Origin of the sequence: Streptomyces sp. NPDC053493 (genome assembly GCF_044544825.1) — a bacterium.
In the GTDB taxonomy this organism is placed as follows: domain Bacteria; phylum Actinomycetota; class Actinomycetes; order Streptomycetales; family Streptomycetaceae; genus Streptomyces.
This window is the reverse complement of sequence record NZ_JBITXS010000007.1, coordinates 268059-288916: the sequence shown is the minus strand read 5'-3', so window position 1 is coordinate 288916 and position 20858 is coordinate 268059. Positions and strand designations below refer to the sequence as shown.

General features: G+C 74.8%; 21 protein-coding genes. 12 read left to right on the top strand and 9 right to left on the bottom strand.

Features of this window, described 5'->3' with window-relative positions:
- Positions 1-19: 19 nt before the first annotated feature.
- From ACIGO8_RS22030 to ACIGO8_RS22015, 4 genes are all read right to left on the bottom strand, one after another.
- Positions 20-1066, bottom strand: a complete 1047-nt coding sequence (locus ACIGO8_RS22030; protein WP_399733379.1) for an aminotransferase class V-fold PLP-dependent enzyme — start codon at positions 1064-1066, stop codon at positions 20-22.
- A gap of 155 nt (positions 1067-1221) precedes the next feature.
- The gene (locus ACIGO8_RS22025; RefSeq protein WP_399733121.1) at positions 1222-1929 is read right to left on the bottom strand and encodes a DsbA family oxidoreductase; all 708 of its coding nucleotides are present in this window, start codon (positions 1927-1929) and stop codon (positions 1222-1224) included.
- A gap of 67 nt (positions 1930-1996) precedes the next feature.
- Positions 1997-2500, bottom strand: a complete 504-nt coding sequence (locus tag ACIGO8_RS22020) for a GNAT family N-acetyltransferase (protein ID WP_399733118.1) — start codon at positions 2498-2500, stop codon at positions 1997-1999.
- A gap of 113 nt (positions 2501-2613) precedes the next feature.
- Positions 2614-3528, bottom strand: coding sequence for an AraC family transcriptional regulator (locus tag ACIGO8_RS22015; RefSeq protein ID WP_399733115.1), 915 nt, complete (start codon positions 3526-3528; stop codon positions 2614-2616).
- Positions 3529-3619: 91 nt separating this feature from the next.
- On the opposite strand from ACIGO8_RS22015, the gene ACIGO8_RS22010 reads away from it, so the two are divergent.
- Positions 3620-4618 (top strand): zinc-dependent alcohol dehydrogenase family protein, encoded by a 999-nt coding sequence (locus ACIGO8_RS22010; RefSeq protein WP_399733112.1) that lies wholly within the window; start codon positions 3620-3622, stop codon positions 4616-4618.
- Positions 4619-4631: 13 nt separating this feature from the next.
- Here ACIGO8_RS22010 and ACIGO8_RS22005 read toward each other — a convergent pair whose 3' ends face one another.
- Positions 4632-6113, bottom strand: coding sequence for an aldehyde dehydrogenase (NADP(+)) (locus ACIGO8_RS22005; protein WP_399733109.1), 1482 nt, complete (start codon positions 6111-6113; stop codon positions 4632-4634).
- Between the two features lie 128 nt (positions 6114-6241).
- Here ACIGO8_RS22005 and ACIGO8_RS22000 point away from each other — a divergent pair, with 128 nt between their 5' ends.
- From ACIGO8_RS22000 to ACIGO8_RS21975, 6 genes are all read left to right on the top strand, one after another.
- The gene (locus tag ACIGO8_RS22000; protein WP_399733106.1) at positions 6242-7012 is read left to right on the top strand and encodes an IclR family transcriptional regulator; all 771 of its coding nucleotides are present in this window, start codon (positions 6242-6244) and stop codon (positions 7010-7012) included.
- Positions 7013-7272: 260 nt separating this feature from the next.
- Entirely contained in the window at positions 7273-8271 is a 999-nt protein-coding gene (locus ACIGO8_RS21995) for a hypothetical protein (RefSeq protein WP_399733103.1), read from the top strand.
- A complete protein-coding gene (locus ACIGO8_RS21990; RefSeq protein ID WP_399733100.1) occupies positions 8268-9518 on the top strand; it encodes a sensor histidine kinase in 1251 nt (416 codons plus the stop codon). The genes ACIGO8_RS21995 and ACIGO8_RS21990 overlap by 4 nt, the downstream gene beginning before the upstream one ends.
- Positions 9515-10165 (top strand): response regulator, encoded by a 651-nt coding sequence (locus tag ACIGO8_RS21985; protein WP_399733097.1) that lies wholly within the window; start codon positions 9515-9517, stop codon positions 10163-10165. The genes ACIGO8_RS21990 and ACIGO8_RS21985 overlap by 4 nt, the downstream gene beginning before the upstream one ends.
- An 89-nt stretch (positions 10166-10254) precedes the next feature.
- Positions 10255-11703 (top strand): peptidoglycan D,D-transpeptidase FtsI family protein, encoded by a 1449-nt coding sequence (locus tag ACIGO8_RS21980; RefSeq protein ID WP_399733095.1) that lies wholly within the window; start codon positions 10255-10257, stop codon positions 11701-11703.
- Positions 11704-11802: 99 nt separating this feature from the next.
- Positions 11803-12192 carry a hypothetical protein gene (locus ACIGO8_RS21975; RefSeq protein ID WP_399733376.1) on the top strand — a complete coding sequence of 130 codons (390 nt, stop codon included), beginning with the start codon at positions 11803-11805 and terminating at the stop codon, positions 12190-12192.
- Here ACIGO8_RS21975 and ACIGO8_RS21970 read toward each other — a convergent pair.
- Positions 12182-12766: a TetR/AcrR family transcriptional regulator gene (locus ACIGO8_RS21970; RefSeq protein WP_399733092.1), complete on the bottom strand. Its 585-nt coding sequence runs from the start codon at positions 12764-12766 to the stop codon at positions 12182-12184. The genes ACIGO8_RS21975 and ACIGO8_RS21970 overlap by 11 nt on opposite strands.
- Positions 12767-12821: 55 nt before the next feature.
- Between ACIGO8_RS21970 and ACIGO8_RS21965 the strand changes: the two genes are divergently transcribed.
- Together ACIGO8_RS21965 and ACIGO8_RS21960 are read left to right on the top strand one after the other, a co-directional pair.
- Positions 12822-13781, top strand: coding sequence for a DUF2867 domain-containing protein (locus ACIGO8_RS21965; RefSeq protein ID WP_399733089.1), 960 nt, complete (start codon positions 12822-12824; stop codon positions 13779-13781).
- 48 nt (positions 13782-13829) lie between these two features.
- Positions 13830-14987, top strand: coding sequence for an MFS transporter (locus ACIGO8_RS21960; RefSeq protein ID WP_399733086.1), 1158 nt, complete (start codon positions 13830-13832; stop codon positions 14985-14987).
- Here ACIGO8_RS21960 and ACIGO8_RS21955 read toward each other — a convergent pair.
- Positions 14971-16104, bottom strand: a complete 1134-nt coding sequence (locus ACIGO8_RS21955) for a hypothetical protein (RefSeq protein WP_399733373.1) — start codon at positions 16102-16104, stop codon at positions 14971-14973. The genes ACIGO8_RS21960 and ACIGO8_RS21955 overlap by 17 nt on opposite strands.
- Positions 16105-16118: 14 nt before the next feature.
- Entirely contained in the window at positions 16119-17051 is a 933-nt protein-coding gene (locus ACIGO8_RS21950; RefSeq protein WP_399733083.1) for a 5-dehydro-4-deoxyglucarate dehydratase, read from the bottom strand.
- Between the two features lie 194 nt (positions 17052-17245).
- Between ACIGO8_RS21950 and ACIGO8_RS21945 the strand changes: the two genes are divergently transcribed.
- Positions 17246-18058 (top strand): NAD-dependent epimerase/dehydratase family protein, encoded by an 813-nt coding sequence (locus ACIGO8_RS21945; protein ID WP_399733080.1) that lies wholly within the window; start codon positions 17246-17248, stop codon positions 18056-18058.
- Between the two features lie 276 nt (positions 18059-18334).
- Here the strand turns inward: ACIGO8_RS21945 and ACIGO8_RS21940 are convergent, their stop codons facing one another.
- Positions 18335-19306 carry an AraC family transcriptional regulator gene (locus tag ACIGO8_RS21940; protein ID WP_399733078.1) on the bottom strand — a complete coding sequence of 324 codons (972 nt, stop codon included), beginning with the start codon at positions 19304-19306 and terminating at the stop codon, positions 18335-18337.
- 54 nt (positions 19307-19360) lie between these two features.
- On the opposite strand from ACIGO8_RS21940, the gene ACIGO8_RS21935 reads away from it, so the two are divergent.
- Together ACIGO8_RS21935 and ACIGO8_RS21930 are read left to right on the top strand one after the other, a co-directional pair.
- Entirely contained in the window at positions 19361-19600 is a 240-nt protein-coding gene (locus tag ACIGO8_RS21935) for a hypothetical protein (RefSeq protein WP_399733075.1), read from the top strand.
- Between the two features lie 45 nt (positions 19601-19645).
- Entirely contained in the window at positions 19646-20815 is a 1170-nt protein-coding gene (locus ACIGO8_RS21930) for a TerD family protein (protein WP_399733370.1), read from the top strand.
- The last annotated feature ends 43 nt before the right edge of the window (positions 20816-20858 follow it).

Genomic DNA, 20858 nt, shown 5'->3' with positions numbered 1-20858 from the left:
CGGTGAGCGCGCGGACCGCTCAGCCCGCGAGGACCTCCAGGGCCCGGTCCACGTCCGCGGACGAGTTGTAGAGGTGGAAGGAGGCCCGCAGGTTGCCCGCGCGGGCCGACAGCAGCACGCCGGCCTCGCGCAGGGCGTCGCTGCGGCCGCCGAGGCCGGGGACGCCGACGACGGTGGAGTCGTCGGCGACCGCCGGGTGGCCGAGCGCGGCGACACCGGCGCGGAAGCGGGCGGCGAGGGCCTTGTTGTGCGCCTCGATGCGCTCGATGCCGATCTCCTCCAGGAGGGCCAGCGAGCGGGCGGCGCCGTGGTACGAGAGGAAGGCCGCCGGCTCGTCGAACCGCCGTGCCGAGCGCGCGAGTTCGCGCACCGGGCCGTAGCTGTTGGCCCACCGCTCCTCGCCGTTGACCCAGCCCGCGTGGATCGGCAGCAGGCCGTCCTGCGCCTCCTCGGTGACGGTCAGGAAGGACGCCCCGCGCGGGCAGAGCAGGTACTTGTAGCCGCCGGAGACGGTGTAGTCCCAGTCCCCCGCGTACAGCGGCAGCCAGCCCGCCGACTGGGTGGCGTCGAGCAGCGTCCGGGCGCCGTGCGCCGCCGCCGCGGCCCGGACCGCCGAAAGGTCGGCGGTGCGGCCGTCCGCGGACTGCACGGCGGAGAAGGCGACCAGCGCGGTCTCCGGCCGGACGGACTCGGCGAGCCGTTCCAGCGGCACGAAACGGATCTTCAGGTCGCCGCGGACCGTGAACGGGGTGATGACGGAGGAGAAGTCGCCCTCGGCGAAGAGGATCTCCGACCCGGCCGGCATGGACTGCGCCACCATGCCGACGTGGACGGAGACCGAGCTGCCGACCGCGACCCGGTCGGGCGTGACGTGGGCGAGCCGGGCAAAGGTGGCCCGGGCCTCGTCGACGACGTCGAAGCTGCCCGCGCCGTCGGGCCGGCCGGCCGCCGTCTCCTCGGCGAGGAGGGTGACGGCCTCGATGGTGCGGCGGGGCAGCAGGGCGCAGGCGGAGGTGTTGAGATAGGTCCGCCGCGGCGCGAACTCGTCGCCGCCCAGCGGTTCCAGGAGGTCCGGGGACGGGGCCGGGGACGCGGCCGACGTGGGGTCCAGGGATGCCAGAGGTTCCATGGCCCCAGCCTGGATCCCCGGGAAACCCAAGTCAATTGGGCAATTTTCCTGGGAATCTCCAAGTCCGGCTTATATCCGCTGCTCGTCGGCGCTCAGCAGGCGCCGCCGTCGACGTCGCAGGCGGCGGCTTCCTCACCGGCCGGGGCGCCGGCCGGCTGCGGTACGCGGCCCTGCCAGGCCTGCTCCAGGGCCTGGGTGAACACCTCGGCGGGCTGGCCGCCGGAGACGCCGTACCTGCGGTCGAGCACGAAGAACGGCACACCGTTCGCGCCGAGCTCGGCGGCCTCGCGCTCGTCGGCCCGTACCGCCTCCGCGTACGCGCCCGCGTCGGCGAGCACCGCGCGGACCTCGGTCTCGTCGAGACCGGCCTCCACGGCGAGCGTCACCAGGGTCTCGTCGTCGAAGACCGAGCGCTCCTCGGCGAAGTTGGCCCGGTAGGCGAGGTCCAGGAGCTCGTTCTGCCGGCCGCGGTCCTTCGCCAGGTGCAGCAGGCGGTGGATGTCGAAGGTGTTGCCGTGGTCCCGGCCCTCGGTGCGGTAGCCGAGGCCCTCGGAGTGGGCGTTGGAGGCGACGTGGGCCTCCATGGCGCGGGCCTCGTCGAGCGTCCGGCCGTACTTCCGGGCCAGCATCTCCAGGACCGGGCCGGTGTCGCCCTTGGGCCGGTTCGGGTCGAGCTCGAAGGAGCGGTGCACGACCTCGACCTCGTCGCGGTGGGCGAAGGCCGCGAGCCCCTTCTCGAAGCGGGCCTTGCCGATGTAGCACCACGGACAGGCGATGTCGCTCCAGATCTCGACGCGCATGGGGTGGCTTCTCTCCTGGACTGGGGGGCGGGGTATCCGTGCAGCCGAACGCCCCGGGCCGCCCGGTTCATTCCGCCTCGGGCGCCAGTGTGAGGCGGAGCACGAAGTGGTTCCCGACGTGCGGGGTGTCGGGATCGGCGCTCCAGCCGCGGGCGGCGTAGAAGGCGCGGGCGCGCTCGTTCTTCTCGAACACCTCCAGGCGGGCGCAGTCCACGCCGGCCACGCGCCAGGCCTCGACGCACGCGCCGTGGAGGGCGGTGCCGACGCCGCCGCGCCAGCGGGCGGGGCTGACGTGGAGCTGGCTGAGGTTCATGACGCCGTCCGTGACGCCGTACGCGGCGACGCCGGCGAGCTCGCCGTCCGGGCCGCCCTCCCGGGCCACGAGCACCCGGCCCTCGTCGATCGCCCTGGTCCAGCCCGCCCGGGTGCGGGCCAGCTCCTCCGGGCCCTCGAAGGCGGCGTCCGGGATGTGGCCGCGGTAGTAGGTGGCGCGGGCCTCGGCGTGCAGGACGGCGACGGCGTCGAGGTCGTCGGAGGTCGCCCGGCGGATGTGAACAGTGGTGTCGATCATGCTTCCTCACGACGCGGAGGCGCCGGACACGGTTCCGGGCCCGCCGGCCTCGCCGCGGCTGCCGCGCCGCCGCCAGGGCACGGTCGAGCCCGGCATGATCGGCAAGACACCGCCTAGGACGCCCTGCGGTACTGCCCCGGGGCCACTCCGTACTCCCGCTTGAAGGCCTTGGCGAAGGCGAACTCCGAGGAGTATCCCGAGCGTCGGGCCACGGTCCGCAGCGGCAGGTCGTCGGTGCGCAGCAGCCTGCCGGCGGTGGTCATCCGCCACCAGGTGAGGTAGGCGAGAGGCGGCCGGCCCACCAGGGCGGTGAAGCGGCGGGCGAAGGCGGCGCGGGACAGGCCGCCGAGCGCGCCGAGTTCCTCCACCGTCCAGGCCCTGGCGGGCTCGCCGTGCAGGGCGCGCAGCGCGGCGGCGACGGCCGGGTCGGCGAGGGCGGCGGACCAGCCGGTGGAGCGGTCGGCGCGTTCGGTCAGCCACCAGGTGCGCAGCAGGTACAGCAGCAGGGTGTCGAGGAGCGCGGGCACGATCGCGTCGGATCCGGGCTGGGGCTCGGCGAGTTCGGCACCGAGCAGGTCGACGGCGGCCCGCAGCCGGGGATGGGCGCCGACGCGGGCGGGGATGTGGACGTACGGGGGCAGCTCGGTGAGCAGCGGGTGGGCGCGGGCCCGGCTCAACTGGTAGGCGCCGCACAGCAGCAGGGTCTCCTCGGCGCCGACGGGCCCGCGGTCGGGCGCGGTGGGCCAGGAGCCGTCGGGCGCGGGGACGGCGTCGACGAGCGGGGTGCCGGGGCGGTCGGCGAGGCCGTGTCCGGTGCCGTGGGCGAGCAGGACGACGTCGCCGGGCCCGAGCCGTACCGGGGCCGCGTCACCGGGAGGCAGCAGCCAGGCGGTGCCCTGGAGGACGACGTGGAAGCCGGCGCCCTTGCTGGGCGGGAAGCGGAGGCCCCAGGGCGCGAACCTGACCGTGCGGGAGGAGTGCGGGCGGCCGGTGCGCATGGCGGCGATGGCATCGCTCAGTACGTCCATGCCCGGCACCGTACCGCGCGAGACGAACGGACATGTCCGGGAGCCGGGTGGACATGGATCGTCTCGCCGTCCGGCTCCTACGGTCGAGGGCATGGGAAACGACATGACGACAAGGGCGGTTCTGTTCCACGAGCTCGGCGGTCCCGAGGTGCTGACCGTCGAGGAGATCGCGCTGCCGGCGCCCGCGGCGGGCGAGGTGCGGGTGCGGGTCGAGGCGCTCGGCCTCAACCGGGCCGAGGCGCTGTTCCGTGCGGGCACGTACTACTACCAGGCCACGCTGCCCGGCTCGCGGCTCGGTTACGAGGCGGCGGGTGTGGTCGAGGAAGTCGGCGAGGGCGTCACGGCGTACGCGCCGGGCGACGCGGTCCTCGCGGCGGCCAACTTCGACTTCGGCGTGCACGGCGTCCACGCGGAGCGGGTGGTGCTGCCGCAGGAGTATCTGGTGCCGCGGCCCGCGGAGGTGGACGCGGCGGCCGGGGCGGCGGCCTGGCTCACGTACGCGACGGCGTACGGCGGCATGGTGGAGGCGGGCGGGCTGCGCCCCGGCGGCCATGTGGTGATCACCGCCGCGTCCAGCGGGGTCGGCACGGCCGCGATCCAGACCGCGCTGCGGATCGGCGCGGTGCCGATCGCCGCCACCCGCGGGAGCGCGAAGCGCGAGCGGCTGCTCGGCCTCGGCGCGCCGTACGTGATCGCGACCGACGAGGAGGACCTGGTCGGCGAGGTGCGGCGGATCACCGGCGGCCGGGGCGCCGACGTCGTCTTCGACCCGGTCGGCGGCCCCGGCTTCGCCCGGCTCGGCGGGGCGCTGCGCCCGGAGGGCACGGCGGTGCTGTACGGCTGGCTCGACCACCGGCCGGCCGAGATGCCGATGCAGTGGCCGCTGACCGTGCGCGGTTACGCCAACGGCGCGGTGGTGCGCACGGCCGAGGGGCGCGCCCGGATGGCCGGCTTCATCGGCTCCGGACTGCGCGACGGCTCGCTCGCGCCGGTGATCGCCGAGACCTTCGAGGGTCTGGAGTCGCTGCCCGACGCCCATCGGCTGATGGAGTCCGGCACCCATACGGGCAAGATCGTCGTACGGGTGTGACGCCCGGGACCGGTCAGGCGCCTTCGTCCTCGTCCCGCAGCTCCGGCGGCAGCAGGTGCGGTGGCGTCGACTGGTAGGCGACCGGGCGCAGCCAGCGTTCGATCGCGGTGGCGCCCACCGAGGTGAAGGGCGAGGTGGTGGCCGGGTAGGGGCCGCCGTGGTGCTGGGCTTCGGCGACGGCGACGCCGGTGGGCCAGCCGTTGACGAGCACGCGCCCGGCGAGTGGGGTGAGTTCGGCGAGCAGGGACGCGGCGTCGGGGTCCTCGTCGGCCATCTGGAGGGTGGCGGTGAGGTTGCCGGGGAGCAGGCCGAGGACGGCGCTGACCTGCTCGCGCGAGCTGTAGCGGGCGACGACGGTGACCGGGCCGAAGCACTCCTCAAGCAGGGCGGCGTGGCCGTCGCCGGCCAGCAGGGCGGCGTCGACGGCGAGGACGCCGGCGCCGACCGTGTGCTCGCCGCCGGCGCCCGGCGTGACGGGCGTGGTCACGCCGGGCAGCGCGGCCCGTTCGCGTACGCCGTCGAGGAAGGCGCCGGCCATGCGGTGGTCGAGCATCACTCCGGGCTCGGTGTCGCTGACGGCGTCCGTCAGGGCGGCCACGAAGCGGTCGCCCGCCGCTCCGGCCGGCGCGAGCACGAAGCCGGGCTTGGTGCAGAACTGGCCCTGTCCGAGCGTCATGGAGGCGGCGAGTCCGGCGCCGATCTCCGCGGCCCGTTCCTCGGCGGCGGCCTCGGTGACCACCACCGGGTTGAGCGAGCCGAGTTCGCCGTGGAAGGGGATCGGTACGGGCCGGCCGGCGGCGGCGTCGAAGAGCGCCCGGCCGCCGCGTACGGAACCGGTGAAGCCGGCGGCGGCGACCAGCGGGTGGCGGATCAGTTCCAGGCCCGCGTCGAAGCCGTGCACGAGCGTGACGACGTCCTCGGGAAGGCCGGCCTCGCGGGCGGCGCGGCGCAGCAGGGCGACGCAGAGTTCGGAGGTGGCCGGGTGGTCGGGATGCGCCTTGATCACGACGGGGCAGCCGGCGGCGAGCGCGCTCGCGGTGTCGCCGCCGGGGACGGAGAAGGCGAGCGGGAAGTTGGAGGCGGCGTAGACGGCGACGACGCCGAGCGGGATCTTCATGCGCCGCAGGTCGGGCGTGGGCGGTGTGGTGGTCGGATCGGCGCGGGAGATCCGTACGTCCAGGAAGGCGCCCTCGTCGGCGATGTCCGCGAAGAAGCGCAACTGGGCGGTGGTGCGGGCGAGTTCGCCGGTGAGCCGGACCGGGCCGAGCGCGGTCTCGGCGTCGGCGGCCTCGACCACGTGGTCGCGGGCCCGGTCGATCGCCTCGGCCGCGGTGCGCAGCAGCAGGGCGCGGGCGGTGCGGTCGGCGAGCGCGGCGCGGGCGGCGTGCGCGGCCCGTACCGCGCGGTCGATCTCCTCGGCCGAGGCCTCCACCGCGACCTGCTCGCGCGGCTTCCCCGTCCGGGGGTCCACACTCCACACTGGTTCTGCTGCCACGGCACGCCCCTCGCCCACGTCGTTCGCTATTCTGAACGCGGTCCCTGTAGGTGAATCCGACATCGGGACTCTAGGGACGGCCGAGCCGTCTCCACAAGGGGCTTCGGGAACAGAGGGGGCGAGGGCGCATGCCGGCCAACGACGCGGGTGGGGCGCAGGTCAAGTCCGCCGTGCGGACCGTGGAACTGCTGGAGTACTTCGCCGGACGGCCCGGCATGCACTCGCTGGCCGCCGTCCAGGAGGCCGTCGGCTATCCCAAGTCCAGCCTCTACATGCTGCTGCGCACCCTCGTCGAGCTCGGCTGGGTGGAGACCGACGCGACCGGCACCCGGTACGGGATCGGCGTGCGCGCGCTGCTCGTCGGCACCTCCTACATCGACGGCGACGAGGTCGTGGCCGCCGCCCGGCCCACCTTGGACCGGCTCTCCGACGACACCACCGAGACCATCCACCTGGCCCGGCTCGACGGCACCAACGTGGTCTATCTGGCGACCCGCCAGTCCCAGCACTACCTGCGGCCGTTCACCCGCGTCGGCCGCCGGCTGCCCGCGCACTCCACCTCCCTCGGCAAGGCGCTGCTCGCCACCCACAGCGACGAGCAGGTCCGCAAGCTGCTCCCGGAGACGCTGCCCGCGCTCACCGAGCACACCGTCACCGACCGCGAGCGGCTGATCGAGGAGCTGCGCGTCATCCGCGAGCAGGGCTACGCCGTGGACCGCGAGGAGAACACCCTCGGCCTGCGCTGCTTCGGCATCGCCATTCCCTACCGGACGCCGGCGCGCGACGCGATCAGCTGCTCGGTGCCGGTGGCCCGGCTGACCCCGGCGCACGAACAGCTCATCAAGGACGCGCTGTTCGACGCCCGCGACCGCCTCGCCCTGGCGACCCGCCGCCTCTGACCGCGGCCTCTGATCCGCGGCCTCTGATCCGCGGCCTCTGACCTGCGGCCACCGACCGCGGCCTACGACGCGGCCTCGGATCCACGGCCCGGGGCCGAGCCGGATCCGAGCCGCCGCCGTCCCCACCGGCCCCGCCGCCTCCGGGGCGCGCGGCGCCGTTCCCGCTGCTCCTTCCGGGCAGGCCGTCTCCGCCGCGCGGCGGAGGCGGTTCGCCGTACGGCAGGACGCGCGGGACCGGGCCCGGACGGGACGGTGGACGCATGACGACACCGACCCTTCCCGCCCCGGCCACGGCGCCCGCCGCTCCCGTCAGCCCGCTCCGCCGGACGCTGCGGGCGCTGGCCATGCTCGCCTGCCTCCCCTACATCGTCCTCAAGATCGCCTGGGTGGCCGGCAGCACGGCCGGCATCCCCGAGGGCAGCGTGCTGCTCGACCACCCGACGGCGACGGCCGTCGCCAACGGGATCTCGGTGATCGCCGACGCGATCGTCGTCCTGCTCGCCCTGCTCCTCACCCGGCCGTGGGGCCTGCGGGTCCGGGCCTGGCTGCTGCTCGTCCCGGTGTGGGCGGCGACCGGGCTGATCGCCCCGATCATGGCCGGCTATCCGGCCCAGCTCGTGGTGGCCCTCCTCGTCCCGTCCCGCACCGGCCCGGCCGTCGCGCCCGTGCCGGACTTCCTCGACCCCTGGGTCTTCCCCGTCGTCTACGGCGGCTTCATCGTCCAGGGCCTGAGCCTGGGAACGCTCTTCGTCCTCTACTCCCGGGACCGCTGGGGCCGCGTCCGGGCCGGCCGGCTCGGCGAACTGCCCGCCGCCGTGAGCGGCGCCGGCGTGCGCGCCTGCACGGTCGCGGCCGCCGCGCTCGCCCTCGCGCCCGCCGGCCTGCACGTCCTGTGGGCCTGCGGGATGACCGGCGGTCTCGCCCCCGACTACGCCGACGGTTACGACTCCGACCAGGCGGTCGTCGACGTCGTCCGCGCCTTCTTCCTGGTCGTCGCCGGCCTCGCCGGTCTCGCGCTCGCCCTGCGGCGCCCGGCCGGCCTGCGGGTGCGCACCGCGACGGCCACGGCCTGGGTGGCCTCGGGGGCGGCCGGCTGCTGGGGCGCGTACATGACGCTGGTCGCGCTGATGCCGCAGACCGACGGCGGGAAAGAGCCCACCTTGGTGATGGCCGGCACCTACGCTGTCGAAATGATCATCGGATTCCTGCTGGCCGGCTGCCTGGCCGTCATCCTGAACCGGCGGAGCCGCACCGCATGAGACTCCTCGGCACGGCCCTGTTCGGGCAGCGGGCCAGGCGGCGCTGGATCCATCTGATCGTCGGCGGCGCCCTGTTCATGCCGTACTGGCTGGTCGGCACCGTGGCCCTCGGCCCCTTCGCCGGGTCCGGGAACATCTTCACCGGCGGCCTCGGCTTCCAGCTCGGGGCGTACGGGGTCGGGCTGCCGCTCGCCGCGGTCACGGCGCTCTTCCCGCTGACCCGGCCGATGTCGGTGGCGGCGGCGCGGGCCCTGTGCGGGGTGGCGCCGGAGCGGTTCGCGGACGGGCCCGCCCGGGGCGGGGACGCGAGGGCGCGAACGGCCGGCTGGTTCACCCTGCATCTCGGAGTGGGCGCGCTGGTCAGCGGCGCGACGCTGGCACTGCCGCCGTTCGCGCTGGCCGTGGCGGCGCTGCCGTTCTCGGCGGGGCTGCGGTCCTCGGAGATCGGCCGCTTCTGGCACCTGGACCGGCCGTGGCTCGCCTGGGCCGGGCTGCCCGTCGGCCTCGCCCTGCTGCTCGCCCTCGCGGGCGCGGCGGCCGCCGCCGGCGCACTGCTCGCCCGCCAGGCACCCCGGCTGCTCGGCCCGAGCCCGGCCGACCGGCTGGCGGCGGCGGAACGGCGGGCCGCGGAGCTGGCCGTGCGCAACCGGCTGGCCCGCGAACTGCACGACTCGGTGGGACACGCGCTCAGCGCGGTGACGCTGCAGGCGGGCGCCGCCCGCCGGGTCCTCGACTCCGGCGCGGCCGACCTCGGCTTCGTACGGGACGCACTCGCCGCGATCGAGGACACCACGCGGCGCACGGTCGGCGAACTCGACGCGGTGCTCGGCCTGTTGCGGCGCGGCGAGGACGACGGCGAGCTCGCGGCGCCCGGTCTGGACGCGCTCGACGCGCTGGTGCGCGGCGCCGGGCCGCGGGTGGCGCTGACGGTCGAGGGCGACACCGCGGCGCTGCCGGAGGCGGTGTCGCGCGAGGCGTACCGGATCGTGCAGGAAGGGCTCACCAACGCCGCCCGGTACGCGCGCGGCGAGACGGTGACGGCGCGGATCGCGCTGTCGGAGGACGGAGTGGAGATCACCATGGAGAATCCGCTGCCCGGCACGCCGCCGGTGGCCCGCCCGGACGGCGGGCGCGGCCTGCGCGGCGTCGCCGAACGGGCCCGTCTGCTCGGCGGCAGCGCCCAGGCGGGGCCGGTGGACGGCCGCTGGCTGCTCGCCGCCCGGCTGCCGGCCGGAGGAGGCCGATGACGATCCGGGTGGTGCTCGCGGACGACGAGCGGATGGTGCGGACGGCGCTGCGGGTGATCCTGGACGCGGAGCCGGACCTGGAGGTGGTCGGCGAGGCGTCGACCGGCGCCGAGGCGGTGTCGGTGGTGCGCGAGCTGCGGCCCGACGTGGTCCTGATGGACGTCCGGATGCCGGAGATCGACGGCATCCAGGCCACCCGGCGGATCCTGGCCGGCCCCGACGGGCCCCGGGTCGTGGTGGTCACCACCTTCGAGAACGACGCCTATGTGTACGACGCGCTGCGGGCGGGCGCGGCCGGCTTCCTGCTCAAGCGGGCATCGCCGGAGGAGCTGGTGGGCGCGGTCCGGCTGGTGGCCCGCAGCGACTCGCTCCTGTATCCGGCCGCCGTCCGCGGCCTCGCCGCCGAGCACGCCCGCCTGAGCCCGGCGGCGGCCCCGGTGTGGGCGGCCCGCCTGACCGAGCGGGAGGCGGAGGTGCTGCGCCGGATGGCGAAGGGCCTGACGAACGCGGAGATCGCGGCCGGCCTGGGAGTCGGCCCCGCGACGGTGAAGACCCATGTGGCCGCGGTGCTGGCGAAGACCGGCGCCCGGGACCGTACGCAGGCGGTGATCGCGGCGTACGAGACGGGCTTCATCCGGCCGGCGTGACCCGGCCGGCCCGGCGCCACATGAAGGTTCGCTGAGAAACCGGACCTTTCCGGAACGACGGTCGCCGGTTCGTTCGTCCCGCATATGGGATGAACAAGACGATCAGGCGCGCCTCGGTCTTCACGCTGCTCCTGGTCCTGGCCCTGCTGGGCCGGGCCACCTGGGTGCAGGCGTACGAAGGCAAGGCCCTCGCGAACGACAAGACCAACCGGCGGAAGATCATCGCGCAGTACGCGCAGCCGCTCGGGAACATCGTCGTGGCCGGCTCGCCGGTCACCGGCTCGAAGGAGACGAAGGGCGGCGACCTCGCGTACAAACGCGACTACACCGACGGCGCGCTGTACGCGGCCGTCACCGGCTACAGCTCGCAGGCCTACGGCGCGACGCAGCTGGAGGGCATCTACTCCGGGGTCCTGGACGGCACCGACACCCGGCTGAAGAACCCGGTCGACGCGGTCACCGGCAAGCAGGCGAAGCCGGGCGCCGTCGTGACGACGATCGACCCGGCCGTCCAGAAGGCCGGCTACCGGGCCCTCGGGAACAAGAAGGGTGCCGCCGTCGCGATCGACCCGAAGACCGGCCGCGTCCTCGGCATGGTGTCGACGCCCTCGTACGACCCGTCGAAGATCGCCGGCGTGAGCGACGGCGACGTCTGGAAGCAGCTCACCGAGGACGAGGACAAGCCGCTGGTCAACCGGGCGCTGCGGCAGCCGCTGCCGCCCGGCTCGACGTTCAAGCTGGTTGTCGCGGCGGCGGCCCTGGAGGACGGCCTGTACGACTCCGTGGACACCGCGACCCGGAGCCCCGACCCGTACACGCTGCCCGGCACCCGGACCGTGCTCAGGAACGAGAACGCCTCCGCTCCCTGCGAGAACGCCACCCTCCGCACCGCGCTGCGCTACTCCTGCAACAACGTCTTCGCGAAGCTGGCCGTCGACCTCGGCCAGGACAAGGTGAAGGCGATGGCCGACCGGTTCGGTTTCGACGACAAGGAGCTGGACGTGCCGGTCCGGGCGTACGCGAGCGTGTACCCGTCCGGCATGGACAAGGCGCAGACGGCGCTGACCGGCATCGGCCAGTTCGACGTGACGGCCACGCCGCTGCAGATGGCCATGGTGTCGGCGGCCATCGCCAACGACGGCCTGCTGGCGAGCCCGCACATGGTGTCCCAGGTCGTCGACTCCGACGGCGACGCGCTGCAGACGTACGAGGACGGCGACACCCGGCGGATCGTCTCCTCCCGGACGGCGGAGCAGCTGCGCAGCGCCATGCGGACGGTGGTCGAGGAGGGCACCGGCACGAACGCGGCGATCGGCGGCAAGGAGGTCGGCGGCAAGACGGGAACCGCCCAGCACGGCGAGAACAACAGCAAGACGCCGTACGCCTGGTTCACCTCCTACGCGAAGGACCCGGCGACCGGCAAGGAGGTGGCCGTGGCGGTGATGATCGAGGACTCGGGCGCGGCGCGCTCCGAGGTGAGCGGCAACGGGCTCGCGGCGCCGGTGGCGCAGAAGATGATGAAGGCCGCGCTGAAGTGACGTGCGGAGGGGGCCGGTTGGTCCCCGGCCCCCTCCGCACGGTATGCATGGCACATGTTTTCGACCGTGCGCCTGCCCCGTTCCCTTTCCGGCTGGACCATGGCCGTCTTCGGCGTGCTCGCCGCGGTCCTCGGCGTGGTGGGACTGGTGTCGCCGGACGCGATGATCCGGCTGATGGGTCTGGCGCCGGCGCCGGAGGCGGGCCGCGCGGACGGTGACCACACGCTGCTGTTCCTGACGGCCTCCTCCATGGCGGCCCTCAACATGGGCGTCTACTACGTCTTCGCGGCCCTGGCCGACTGGAAGCCCTTCTTCCGCTGGACGGTGCCCTTCCGGCTGCTGACCTGCACCGTCTTCACGCTCGCCGTCGTCAGTGGCCGCGCGCCGTCCGGCTTCCTCGGCGTGGGCCTCTGGGAGGGCGTGGGCGCCCTGGTGACGGGCGCGGCGCTGCGCGTCGAAGCGCGACGGGCGGCCCGGGTCAGCGCGTGAGCAGCGCTGCCGTCACCGTGGCCAGATAGGCGCCGTCGGTCGGCAGGAAACCCGGGACGGCGTGCGCCAGCTGGGCGTGGCCGACGTAGCTGGTGTAGGCGAGGACGCCGCGGCGGCGGGCCTCGGCCGGCGGGTGGCCGAGCAGTTCGAAGAGGTGGGCGAGATAGCCGACCCGGCGCTCGGTGACGCGGGCGAGCGCCGCCGCGACCTCGGGACGGTCGCCCGCGGCGAGCAGCCGCACCTCCAGAGGATCCTCGGCGGCGGAGGCGGTCGCGGCGCGCAGCAACGCGACGAGGCGTGCCTCGGGATCGGGCTCGGCGGCCTCCATGGCGGTGATGATCCGCTCGGTGGACAGTTCCTCCCAGCGCGCCAGGGCCGCCGCGACGAGCGCGTCCCGGTTGGCGAAGTGCCAGTAGAAGCTGCCCTTGGTGGTGCCCAGGCGGGCGGCGAGGGGCTCCACGGCGACGCCTGGGAGTCCGCGTTCGCCGAGGGCGGCGAGGGCGGCGTCCGCCCAGTCGTCGGCGGTGAGGCGCCCGCGGGTGCGCCGTTCCTTGGGGGCGGGGGTCTCGCGCATGTTTCCGTACGGTACCGTACGGTCGGAACATACGCTCCCGTATGGAGGTGCGGTTATGCGTCGCACGCGCACGGTTCGCAACGTCCACCAGAGAATCGTCCAGGCACCCGCGGAGACGGTCGGCGCCCTCGTCGACCGGCTCGCCGCGCCGGACGACCCGCTGTTCCCCACCCCGGTCTGGCCCGCGATGGTGCTCGACCGCCCGCTCGGCGTCGGCGCCGACGGCGGCCACGGCCCGGTGCGCTACCGGGTCACCGCCCACGAGCCCGGCCGGTCGGTCCGCTTCGACACGACCGCCGACCGGCCCGGCACGGGCTACCACCGCTTCGACGTCGAACCCCTCGGCCCGGACCGCTGCCGCCTCTCGCACGTCCTCGAAGTCACCCTGGGCATGCGCGCGTTCGCCCTGTTCAAGCTGGCGATCGAGCCCGTGCACGACACGATGCTCGAGGAGGCCTTCGACAACGCCGAGCGGGCCGCCCTCGGCGCGCTGCCGCACCCGCCGGCCCGGCGGTCCCGGCGCGCGCTGCTGCTCAACCGGCTGCGCTGGCCCCGGCCGGCCGCGGTGCCGGTCCCGGACGGCGCCGCACTGCTGCACGGCGCCTTCGCACGGCCCGACTTCACCGACGCCTGGCGCATGCCGCTCACACCCGGCATGCCGCGCGACCCGCGGGCCTGGCGGCACGTCCTGCCCTTCGCCGAGCTCGGCGCCGACGGCGCCGAGGTGATGCTCGGCAAGGACGCGTCCCACCTGGACTTCCGGGCCTCGCTGGTGACCGACGACAACGGCGTGACGCTGGCGACGACGGTACGGCTCCACAACGCGCGCGGCCGCCTCTACTTCGCGGTGGTGCGCCACCTGCACCCGTTCGTGGTCCGCCGGATGCTGCGCCGGGCCCACCGCCGTCTCGCGTTCTCGACCCCACCGGCCGGCGAACGGAACGCCACGGCCACCGTCTGGGGAGCGTCTTGTCGATCGGACCGAGCCCTGCATGATCGACGAGACGTGCTCTAGGGCATCCGCCCGATCCGGACGGGCCACCTCAGACGCCAGCCTGCTGTCATGCGCCTGTCTCTCTATCTGACCGCCGTCCTCGTGTCCGGCTTCGGCACGACGGCGATGTGGCTCGTCTCCGGGATCTGGGTCAAGTCCCTCACCGGCTCCGACAGTCTGGCCGCCCTCACCGCCTTCGCCCTGTGGGCGCCCGCCCTGCTCGGGCCGGTGCTCGGCGCCCTCGTCGACCGGGTGCGCCGGCGCCCGCTGCTCGTGGCGGCGAACCTGGCCCTGGCGGCGCTGCTTCCGCTGCTGCTCCTGGTGGACCGGGCGGACCGGGTGTGGCTGCTGTTCGCCGTCCTCGTCGTCTACGGGGCACAGGGCGCGGTGCACGACGCCGCGGAGTCGGCGCTCGCCGCCGGCTCGCTCGACCAGGAGCGGCTGGGCGACCTCAACGGGCTGCGGATGACCGCCGGCGAGGCCGTGAAGCTGGTCGCCCCGCTCGTGGCGGCGGGGCTCTTCGCCCGGTACGGCGGCGGCACGGTGGCGCTGCTCGACGCGGGCACCTTCGTGGTGGCGGCGGGGATGTTCGCGCTGCTCCGGGTGCGGGAGGAACGGCCCGTGCCGGGTGCGCGTCCCCTGGTCGCCGACGGCGCCCGGCTGCTGTGGGAGTCGCCGGTGCTGCGGCCGCTGGTCGTCGCGGGCGGCTTCACGATGCTGCTCGCGGGGCTCAACGGGGCCGCGGTCTACGCGGTGGTGGACCGGGGCCTCGGGCACTCCCCCGCGTACGCCGGTGTGCTGTACGCGGCGCAGGGCGCGGGGTCCGTGGCGGCCGGGCTGTCGGCGGGCCCGCTGCTGCGCCGGATGCCGGAGCGGGGGCTCGCGGCTGTGGGGCTCGGCCTGTTCGCCCTCGGGGCCGCGGCCAGGGCGCTGCCGTACGACGCGGTGGCCCTGGGGGCGAGCGCGCTCGTCGGGGCGGGCCTGCCGTGGGTGCTGATCGCCACGATGACGGCCGTGCAGCGGCAGGTCCCCGCGGCGGCGGTGGGGCGGGCGGCCGGCACCGCCCACACGCTGGTCTTCGTGCCGAACGCGGTGGCGCTCGCGCTGGGCGCGGGGCTGATGGCCGTGGTGGACGTCCGGGTGCTGCTGCCGGTGCTCGGCGTCGCGGGGGCGGCCGGCGCGGCCGCTCTCGCCGCCGCGCGTCCCCGGCTCAGCGAAGCGACCTGAGGCCCTCCCGTACGGCGGCCAGATCGGCGTCCGAGGCCAGCCCCGCGTGATAGAGCCGGAGTTCGGTGGCTCCCTCGTCCGCCGCCCGCCTCGCGTCCGCGGCCAGGGTGTGCGGGGAGCCGCCCAGGCCGGTGACGACGGGGAGGTTGACGGCGAGGACGGTCTCGGGGCGGGCGTGGGCCGCGAAGGCGGCCAGGCCGGCGGCCGGGGTCACCACGCCGTCGGCGACGGCGAGGACGTGCGCCGGGTCGGTGCCGGCGTCGGCCCCGCAGCGGTACGGCACCGGGTCGGCGTGCAGCAGGATCCGGAAGCCGGGCGGGGCGGCGTCCCGTACCGCGGCGACGGCGGCCTCCTGCAGGGCGCGGGCGGCCGCCAGGCGCCAGGCGAGGGCCGCGCCGGCGAGCCCGGGCCGCAGGGCGCCGGCCGTCTCGCCGCGCCAGACCGGCTCCAGGGCGACCCGGACCGCGGCCGCGAGCTCGTCCGGGTCGGCGCCGTGCCGGCCGTAGCCCGCGCGGCAGGACGGGCAGAAGCAGAGCGACATCAGGTACTGGCCGGTGTCGTCGAGCCGGACGCCGGCGGTCTTGTCGTGGGCGTGCAGATGCGCGAGGCCGTACCAGCCGCAGGACTCCAGCTCGGTGCCGGCAGCGCCCGGCCGCACCGCCGCCTCGGCCGCCAGGTCGACCAGGAGGGCGCGGACGGCGTCCTGTCCGACGCACGGCGCCCACGGGTAGCGGTCGCCGTGCGCGTTGACGACGGAGGTCGCCGGATGCTCGGCGCCGAGCCGTGAGTTGTGCGCGAGGACCACCCAGCTGTGCACGTCGAGGCCGGCGCCGGCCAGAGCGTCGGCCGCCTGGCCGTACGCGTCGCCCGGCGCCCAGTCGCCCGCCGGGTACGGGCGCAGCGGCCGGCCGCGCCAGCGGTGCGGGTCCGGCGGGTAGAGGGTCGCCGCGTGGGTGGCGGTGACGATCCGGTGGCGGGGATGGCGGGGCGTGAGGGCCCGGGTGGAGTGGTAGGCGGAGGCGAGGGTGATCCGGTCGAGGCCGAGGTCCGCGAGGCGGGCGGGTGCGTCCGGGTCGCCGTTGACGTCCCACGGGTAGAGGAAGGCGCCGGCCCTCATCGGGTGCCCTCCGCTCATCGGGTGCCCTCCGCGAGCGCCGCCCGGCCGCGCTCGATGATGCGCGCGAGTTCCTCGACGTGCTCCGGGCGCGGCTCGCTGAGCGGCGGGCGGACCTCACCGACGTCGAGGCCGGTCATCCGCACCGCCGCCTTGACGAGGGAGACCGCGTAGCCGAGGCCCTGGGAGCGCAGCTCGACCAGCGGGCGGTAGAAGGCGTCGATGAGCCGGTGCGCGGTCGCGTCGTCGCCGGTGGCCAGCGCGCGGTGGAAGGCGAGGGCGAGGTCGGGCGCGAAGCAGAAGACGGCGGAGGAGTAGAGCGTGACGCCGATGCCGCGGTAGGCGAGGCCGGTGAGTTCGGCCGTGGGCAGGCCGTTGAAGTAGCGCAGGTCGAGTCCCGCTGTGCGGACGGCGCTGACGATCCGCTGCATGAGGTCGAGGTCGCCGTGGCCGTCCTTGAGGCCGATGACGCCGGGCGTGCGGGCGAGGGCGACGGCGGTCTCGGGCGTGAGGATCGCGTTGTCGCGCTGGTAGACGATGACGTCGAGCGAGGTGGCGGCGGCGAGTTCGGTGTAGTGGCGCAGCAGGCCGGCCTGGTCGGCGACGACGAGGTAGGGCGGCATGGCGAGCAGGCCGTCGGCGCCGGCCTCCTCGGCGAGCCGGGCGTAGCGGACGGCGAGGGCGGTGCCGTAGCCGGCGCCGGCGAGGACGGGGACGCGGCCGGCGGCCTCGGTGACGGCGGCGGCGACGCAGTCGCGGAACTCCTCGGGCGTGAGCGCGTGGAACTCGCCGGTGCCGCAGCAGGCGAAGACCGCGCCCGCGCCCGCGTCGATCCCGGCGCGCACGTGGGCCCGGAAGGTGTCGGGATCGACGCCGCCGTCCGGCGCGAAGGCGGTGACGGGGAAGAAGAGCAGGCCGTCGAGCCGGTCGGCGAGCGGGGGTGTGGTCACGGGCACTCCCTGTCGTACAAGATTCTGACTACTGTCCATATTCTTGAACGATCTCACGCTAGGGCAGCTCCGAAGGACCGGTCAAGAAGCGAAATCCCTTTGCGGCGCGCGTTCTTGACGCTGCGAGAGACCGATGCTTAGCGTGAAGCGCGCATCCATGTGTGTGAATACGGTCTACGGACGGAGACGCCTCCTTGAATCCCGCACCCCGAACCGTCCTGCTCACCGGCGCCGCCGGCGGCATCGGCACCCTGATGCGGGAGCGGCTGCCCGCCTACGGCTACGCCCTCCGCCCGCTCGACCGGCTCCCGGTCCCCGGGGCGCCCGGCGCGATCGTCGCCGACCTCGCCGACCGAGCGGCGCTGCGCGAGGCCGTACGGGGCGTGGACGCGGTCGTCCACCTCGCCGGCATCTCCATGGAGGCAGAGTTCGACCAGATCCTGGCCGCCAACATCGTCGGACTCCAGCACCTCTACGAGGCGGTGCGCGAGGAGGGCGTGCCCCGGGTCGTCTTCGCCTCCAGCAACCACGCCGTCGGCTTCACCGCCCGGCCGCGCCCCGGCGAGCCGCTTCTGCCGGTCGGCACGCCGCACCGGCCCGACACCTACTACGGGCTGTCCAAGGCCTTCGGCGAGGACCTGGCGCAGTTCTACTGGGACCGGCACGGCGTCGAGACCGTCTCGGTGCGGATCGGCTCCTGCTTCCCCGAGCCCACCTCGGTGCGGATGCTCTCGATCTGGCTGAGCCCCGCCGACTGCGCCCGGCTGCTGCACGCGGCGCTCACCGCACCCGAGGTCGGGCACACGGTGGTGTACGGCTCCTCCGCCAACACCCGGGAGTGGTGGGACCTCTCGTCGGCGCGGGCGCTCGGCTACGAGCCGAAGGACGACTCCGAGGTGTTCGCCGAGCGGCTGATCGCGGAGAAGGGCCTGCCGGCCCCGGGCAGCGCGGACGACGTCTATCTGGGCGGCCACTTCTGCGTGGACCCGCCGCGCTGGCCGCACTGAGCGGACGGACGGCGGGAGGACCTCCGCGGGCGGACCGCGGGAGGGACCTCCGCGGGCGGACCCGCGGCAGGACGGCGGGCGGGCGGCGGGAGGAAGCACAGGGCCCGGCCGGACAATGCGGGGGAGCCGGCCGGGGCCCGGGTCGACGCATGCGACGCATGAGGCACGCGGACGGAACGACGATATGTTCCGGTCAAGATCGTCGCGAGCCGGGGAACGCGGCAACTGTCCGCAAAGCGCGCCCGTTTACGGCGCCGCGCGGCCGCCCGGCCCGGCTCAGCCCCGCAGCGTGCGGGACGGCGACTCGCCGAACCGGGCCCGGTACTGCGCCGCGAACCGGCCCGGGTGGGTGAAGCCCCAGCGCCACGCCACGTCCCCGACGCTCAGCCCGTCCGGGTCGCCCGCCCGCAGCTCCTCGTGGACCCGCTCCAGGCGCACCTCGCGCACGTACGCCATCGGTGACATCCCCACGTACTGCCGGAAGGACTCCTGCAGGCGGCGCACGCTCACCCGGGCGAGGGCGGCCAGCTCGGTGCTGGTGAAGGGATGCTCGGGGCGGGCCCGCACGGCGTCCATCGCGCGCTTGACCGGCGCGGGCCTGGCCGGTCCGCCCGGGTGCGCCAGCTCCTCCCGCCACGGGTGGTGGGCGGCGAGCAGCAGCCCGTTGAGCAGCGCCTCCTGGAGCGGGCGCGCGACGAGCTCGTGCGTGGCGAGACCGTCGCCGGTGAGCGCGCCGTACGCCACCTGCCGGGCGAAGGTCACCCAGCTCAGGCCCGGTCCGCGGGTGATGTCGAAGGCCCCGCCGAAGGCCAGCCGGCGGCCCGGCGGGCGGCCCAGGAGCTGTTCGAGCCGGTCCTGCAGCGCGGCCGCGTCGATCTTGACCGAAAGTGTGCGGCAGTCCCCGCTCCACCGGTCGAGGAAGGTGTCTCCGGCCGGGTCGAGCAGCACGGCCTCGTCGGCGGTGGCGCGCAGCCGGCCCGTGCCGCCGCCCTGCCGCAGCTCCATGGTGCCGCTCATCGGCGCGTTGACGTGGAACGCGCCCAGCTCGCCGAACCTCATCCGCACGTCCGTGCCGCAGCTCAGGTCGCCGATCATCAGCGGTCCGAGGCCGACGGTGTCGAAGCGCGCCGCGAAGGGACGCTCCCGCGCGTCGATGACGTCCAGGAAGTTGGCGTAGTACCGCGCGTCGATCTCCTCGCGCGCCGCGTCCACGTCCCCCGTACGGAAAGAACTCCCACTCCCACCCACGAGCGAAAGAATATTCATATGACGGACGTGACCGGGAACGGCAGGATGCCCGTCATGCCACCACCCCGGGGATTCGTCCACGAGCAGCGCCGCGACGGCACCGTCGTCGTCACCCACCACGGCCGCACCGCCGCCACCCTGCGCGGCGGCCGCGCGGAGAAGTTCCTCGCGGAGCTCGCCGCGGGGGACCCGCAGCTGGTCATGGCCCGCTGGACCGGGGCGTACCGGTTCGGCAACGAGCGGACCGCCCGCGACCACCCGCGTAACCGGACCGGCCGAACCGGACGAAGGTAAGGGAACGGCAAAGGTGTCTCGTTCGTTAGCCCGGTCATGACCGCTATGACCCCCGGCTCGAACATCCCTCTCACCGCCGCGCGCGTGGCGGTGGACGTGGCCGCTCCCGTGCGGCTCGACGTCTCGGGCCTGCTGCTCGGCGCCAACGGCAAGGTGCGCTCCGACGACGACTTCATCTTCTACAACCAGCCGGCCGGCCCCGGCGTCACCTACCACTCCGGCGGCGGCACCACGCCGGACGCCATCCTCGTCGACACCACCGCCGTGCCGGCCGGCATCGAGAAGATCGTGGTGACGGCGAGCCCGGACGCCGCCGGCCAGACCTTCCAGGGCATCGAGCCCACCGCGACGCTGCGCGACGCGGACGACGGCAGCGTCCTCGCCACCTTCACGCCGCCGCGGCTGGCCGGCGAGACGGCCCTCGTGGTCATGGAGATCTATCTGCGCAACGGTGCCTGGAAGGCCCGCGCGGTGGGCCAGGGATACGCGAACGGCCTGGCCGGGATCGCGACCGACTTCGGCGTCAGCGTGGACGAGGAGCCGACGCCCGCGCCCGCCGCGGCCCCGGTGGCGGCTCCCGCGCCGCCCGCCGCTCCCCCGGCACCGGCCGCGCCTCCGGCGCCGCCCGCCGGCGGCGGGAAGATCAATCTGGACAAGGGCCGGGTCAGCCTCCAGAAGAACCAGACCGTCTCCCTGGTCAAGGGCGGCCGGCCGCTGCTCTCCCAGGTCAAGATGGGCCTCGGCTGGGAGCCCGCCTACCGCGGCAAGGACATCGACCTCGACGCCTCGGTCATCGCCTACGGCCCCCAGCGCAACCACATCGACAGCTGCTACTTCGGCAAGCTGTCCATCCTCAACGGCGCGATCAAGCACTCCGGCGACAACCTGACCGGCGAGGGCGCGGGCGACGACGAGGTCATCGTGGTCGACCTGGGCCGGCTGCCCGCCGACACCACCGGCCTGGTCTTCACCGTCAACTCATTCTCCGGCCAGAAGTTCACCGAGGTCGCCAAGGCCTACTGCCGGCTCATCGACGCCGCCAGCGGCGAGGAGCTGGTCCGCTTCGACCTGACCACGGCCGAGCCGCAGACGGGCGTGATGATGGCCAAGCTCATCAAGCAGTTCTCCGGCGAGTGGGAGATGACGGCGCTGGGCGAGTTCGTGAAGTCCCGGACGGTGCGGGGCATGGTGAAGCCCGCCGCCCAGGCCCTCTGAACGCCTCTCCGACAGGTCCGGGTCGGGCAGGTGCCGGGCCCGG